The sequence below is a fragment of the Streptomyces sp. NH27 genome, assembly GCF_056859195.1.
Genome location: NZ_JACEGK010000650.1, coordinates 1 through 3836, shown reverse-complemented (window position 1 = coordinate 3836; position 3836 = coordinate 1). Strand labels below are relative to the sequence as shown.

General features: G+C 71.0%; 2 protein-coding genes. Both read left to right on the top strand.

All coding sequences use genetic code 11. The features are described 5' to 3' along the window. Window positions 1-134: 134 nt before the first annotated feature. Complete coding sequence (locus AC13HU_RS33800) at window positions 135-1013, top strand: lysozyme (protein WP_483045808.1); 879 nt, start codon at window positions 135-137, stop codon at window positions 1011-1013. Window positions 1014-1737: 724 nt separating this feature from the next. Next, window positions 1738-3750, top strand: coding sequence for a S53 family peptidase (locus AC13HU_RS33795; RefSeq protein ID WP_483045807.1), 2013 nt, complete (start codon window positions 1738-1740; stop codon window positions 3748-3750). Window positions 3751-3836: the final 86 nt, after the last annotated feature.

Here is a 3836-nt window from a genome sequence, read left to right as displayed (position 1 = left end):
CCATACGGGTCAACGACCTGGGGAGTGGAGAGACCGTGATGGCCCGCGCGTCCACCGCCGGAGCTTCGCGGCCCTCTGGTCCAATAGCGCATATGGGGCATCAGGGAAGCAAAGACACACCCATGGAGGCAGTCATGCGGGACGCCGGGCAGGGCGTGCGGGGACGTACGGGCGTACGAAGGTCGGCGCTGGGGATCGGATGCGCGGCGGTCGCGTTCGCGGGAGTGCTGGCCGCACCGGCCGGACCGGCCGGCGCGGTCGGCGGCGCGCCGCACGTGCGCGGCGCGTTGATCCACCCCGAACAGGACTGGATGGGGTCGTCGGTCGCCGCCCACGAGGGCCGGTCCAGCGTCACCACCACCACCGCCGCCGGGACCACGCAGGCCACCCGCACCTTGGGGTTCGACGTCAGCAACTGGCAGGGCAGCATCGACTGGGCGGCCCAGTACCGCAAGGGCGCCCGGTTCGCGTACATCAAGGCGACCGAGGGCACCACGTACAAGGACCCGAAGTTCGACGCGAACTACACCAACTCCTACTACGCGGGCTTCATCCGCGGCGCCTACCACTTCGCCCGCCCGGACAGCTCCGGCGGCAAGGCGCAGGCGGACTACTTCGTGTCGCACGGCGGCGGCTGGTCCAAGGACGGCAAGACGCTGCCGCCGGCGCTGGACATCGAGTACCCGTCCGGCGCCGCCTGCTACGGCCTGAGCAAGAACGCGATGGTCAGCTGGATCAAGGCGTTCATCGACGAGGTGCACGCGAAGACGACCCGCTGGGCGACCATCTACTCCACCACCGACTGGTGGACCCGCTGCACCGGCAACACCCCGATCTTCGCCGCCAACGACCCGCTGTTCGTGGCGCGTTACGCCTCCAGCGTCGGCAAGCTGCCGGCCGGCTGGCCGTTCTACAGCTTCTGGCAGCACGCCGACTCCGGCACGTTCCCCGGCGACCAGGACTACTTCAACGGCCCCGTCAGCGGCCTGCGCAACCTCGCCAACAACACCTGACCTTCGGCGGGCGCGGCAGGAAGCCGCTGGTGCGGGCGGCGTACGCGGCGTAGCCGGGCCGGCCGGCCAACTGCCGCTCCCGGCCAACTACCTTTCCAGCAACCGCTTCCCGCTGCCGAAGACCAGCAGACCGGTCATCAGCAGCGGGGCCGGCGCCGCCACCGCGGCGGCCTGCGGACTCGCGCCCGCCCTCGCGTACCGGCCCCCACCGCACCAGGCAGTCGCCGAAGCGGTGGGGGCCGGTCCATGCCCACCGGCCGCGGTCCGTGATCGCGCCGAGGTGCGCGCCGCGAAACGCCGCGATACACCGCCGTACGTCGTCGCCTCGCTGCCGCGCCCTCCGCGCCTCGCCCGTTCCGCGTCGGCCCCGTTCCCCGCCGACCCCCGCCACAAGGGATGCGGCGCCGCGGCCGAAAAGGATTGGTGGAGGTGCCGGCCGGTCGCGCGGGGCGGGGGCGGCGGCGCGGGTCCGGATGGGGCGATCGCCCGGTTCCGACCGGATATGGGCCGCCGATGATCGTCGGTTTTCGGTAAAGCGGCACCGCTGAGCGCCATACGGTATTCCCACAACGCTCACGTGGCGTGCACACTACAGCCCGGGTGTGGGTCGTGAACGAGCGTGCGGTACAAGGCCCGTGCCTGTCGTTGCCCTCTCACGGACCATCACGTTGGAGTCGTCATCACCCACATACACACACCCCGGAGCGGCGCAGGCCGCACCGGAGTGGTAGCGGCCGCCTCGCTGGCCCTGCTCTCCGGGTCGCTGCTGCTGGCGGCCACGCCTTCACAGGCGTCGGCGCCGGCCGCGTCCGCCAAGACCATCACCGGCTCCCACCCGGCGTGGGCCACCGCGTCCGCGGACGCCGGTTCGGTGTCGTCCTCCGCCGAGATCACCGGCACCGTGTACCTCGCCGGCCAGGACCCGGCCGGGCTCACCTCGTACGCGACGGCCGTCTCGGACCCGAGCAACGCCGGTTACGGCAAGTTCCTCAGCCCGGCGCAGTACCAGGCCCGGTTCGGGGCCACCAAGGCGCAGATCGCCGCCGTGCAGAAGTGGGCCGAGGACTCCGGCCTGAAGGTGCTGGGCACCACCTCGCACGCGATCACCGTCAAGGGCACCAACTCGGCCATCACCAAGGCGTTCGGCACCGGCGAGCGCCAGTACAAGGTGTCCGGCGAGCTGCGGCACGCGCCGGCCCGTGACCTGAAGGTGCCGGCCTCCGTCTCCAGCGCGATCCTCGGCGTCGACGGCCTCTCCTCGGCCGGCAGCAACATGGTGCGCCCGGACTCGCACAAGGTCACGGCGGACTCCGCCGGCTCCGCGAAGGGCGCCAGGACGGACAAGGCCGACAAGGGCCTGCCCACCACGCCGACCTGCTCGGCGTACTGGGGCCAGAAGACCGCCAAGGGCGCGCCGGCCGGCTTCACCAAGAAGGACGTGGCGTTCGACCAGTGCTCGCTGTACCCCTCGCAGATCCGCAAGGCGTACGGCATCACCTCCACCGGGCTGACCGGTAAGGGCGCGACGATCGCGATCGTGGACGCCTACGCCAGCTCCACCATGGAGGCCGACGCCAACCAGTACGCCACCAACCACGGCGACAAGGCGTTCAAGAAGGGCCAGTACACCGAGTACGTGGACCCTTCGCAGTGGCGGGACGAGGACCTGTGCGGCGGCGCCGACGGCTGGGTGGGTGAGGAGTCGCTGGACGTCGAGATGGCGCACGGCCTCGCCCCTGACGCCAACGTGGTCTACGTCGGTGCGAACTCCTGCAACGACGACGACCTGCTGGCCGCGATCACCAAGATCGTGGACAACCACCTCGCCGATGTCGTCTCCAACTCGTGGGGCGAGATCATGCACACCACGGACAACGCGGACGTCACCGCGTCGGAGATCTCTGCGTACGAGCAGATCTTCCAGCAGGCCGCGATCGAGGGCATCAGCGTCGGCTTCTCGGCCGGTGACTGCGGTGACAGCAGCCCGCTGGCGGCGGCCACCGGTGCCAACTGCCAGACCGACACCGCCCGCGCGCAGGCCAACTGGCCCGACTCCGACCCGTGGGTGACCTCGGTCGGCGGCACCGCGCTCGCGCTCTCCGACGAGAGCGGCAAGTACGGCTTCGAGACCGACATGGGCACCACCCGCTCCACTCTGTCGGCCGACGGCAAGAGCTGGACCCCGGCCCCGGCCGCGACTCCGTTCTACTTCGGCGGTGGCGGCGGCACCAGCGAGGACTTCGCGCAGCCGGGCTACCAGCACGGCGTGGTCCCGGACATGCTGTCGCACACCCTGATGACCGGTCAGAAGGTGCCCGCCGCCAAGCGGGTCACCCCGGACATCTCGATGGTCGGTGACCTGTACACCTCGGTGCTCGTCGGCATCTCCGACGGCGCCGCGTACAGCGAGGGCGGCTACGGCGGCACCAGCGTCTCCTCGCCCGAGTTCGCGGCGGTGCAGGCCGACGCGATCCAGGGCGGCCACCACGCGATCGGCTTCGCCAACCCGGCGATCTACGCCCGCTCGCACCTGACCACCGACGTGGTGGACAAGCAGGCCCAGCACACGAGCACCCCGCTGAGCAGCGTCTACGACGCCGGCGTGGTCAACGGCAACCTGCTGGTCCGGCTGATCGGCTTCGGCCAGGACACCTCGCTCAACGCGGTGCGCGGCTACGACAACGCCACGGGCGTCGGTTCGCCGAACGCGCAGTACCTGAAGTCGTACCGCTTCTGAGGACGGCGGCGGCCGGCTGACGGCAACGCCACCTCACGGCAGCGCGGTTCGACCGGGCGGGCCCCGGTGGAGGACGACTCCTCCAG

Excerpts from the sequence above, each read along its gene's own strand:
- AC13HU_RS33800 (WP_483045808.1), top strand. The coding sequence starts at position 135 with ATGCGGGACGCCGGGCAGGGCGTGCGGGGACGTACGGGCGTACGAAGG.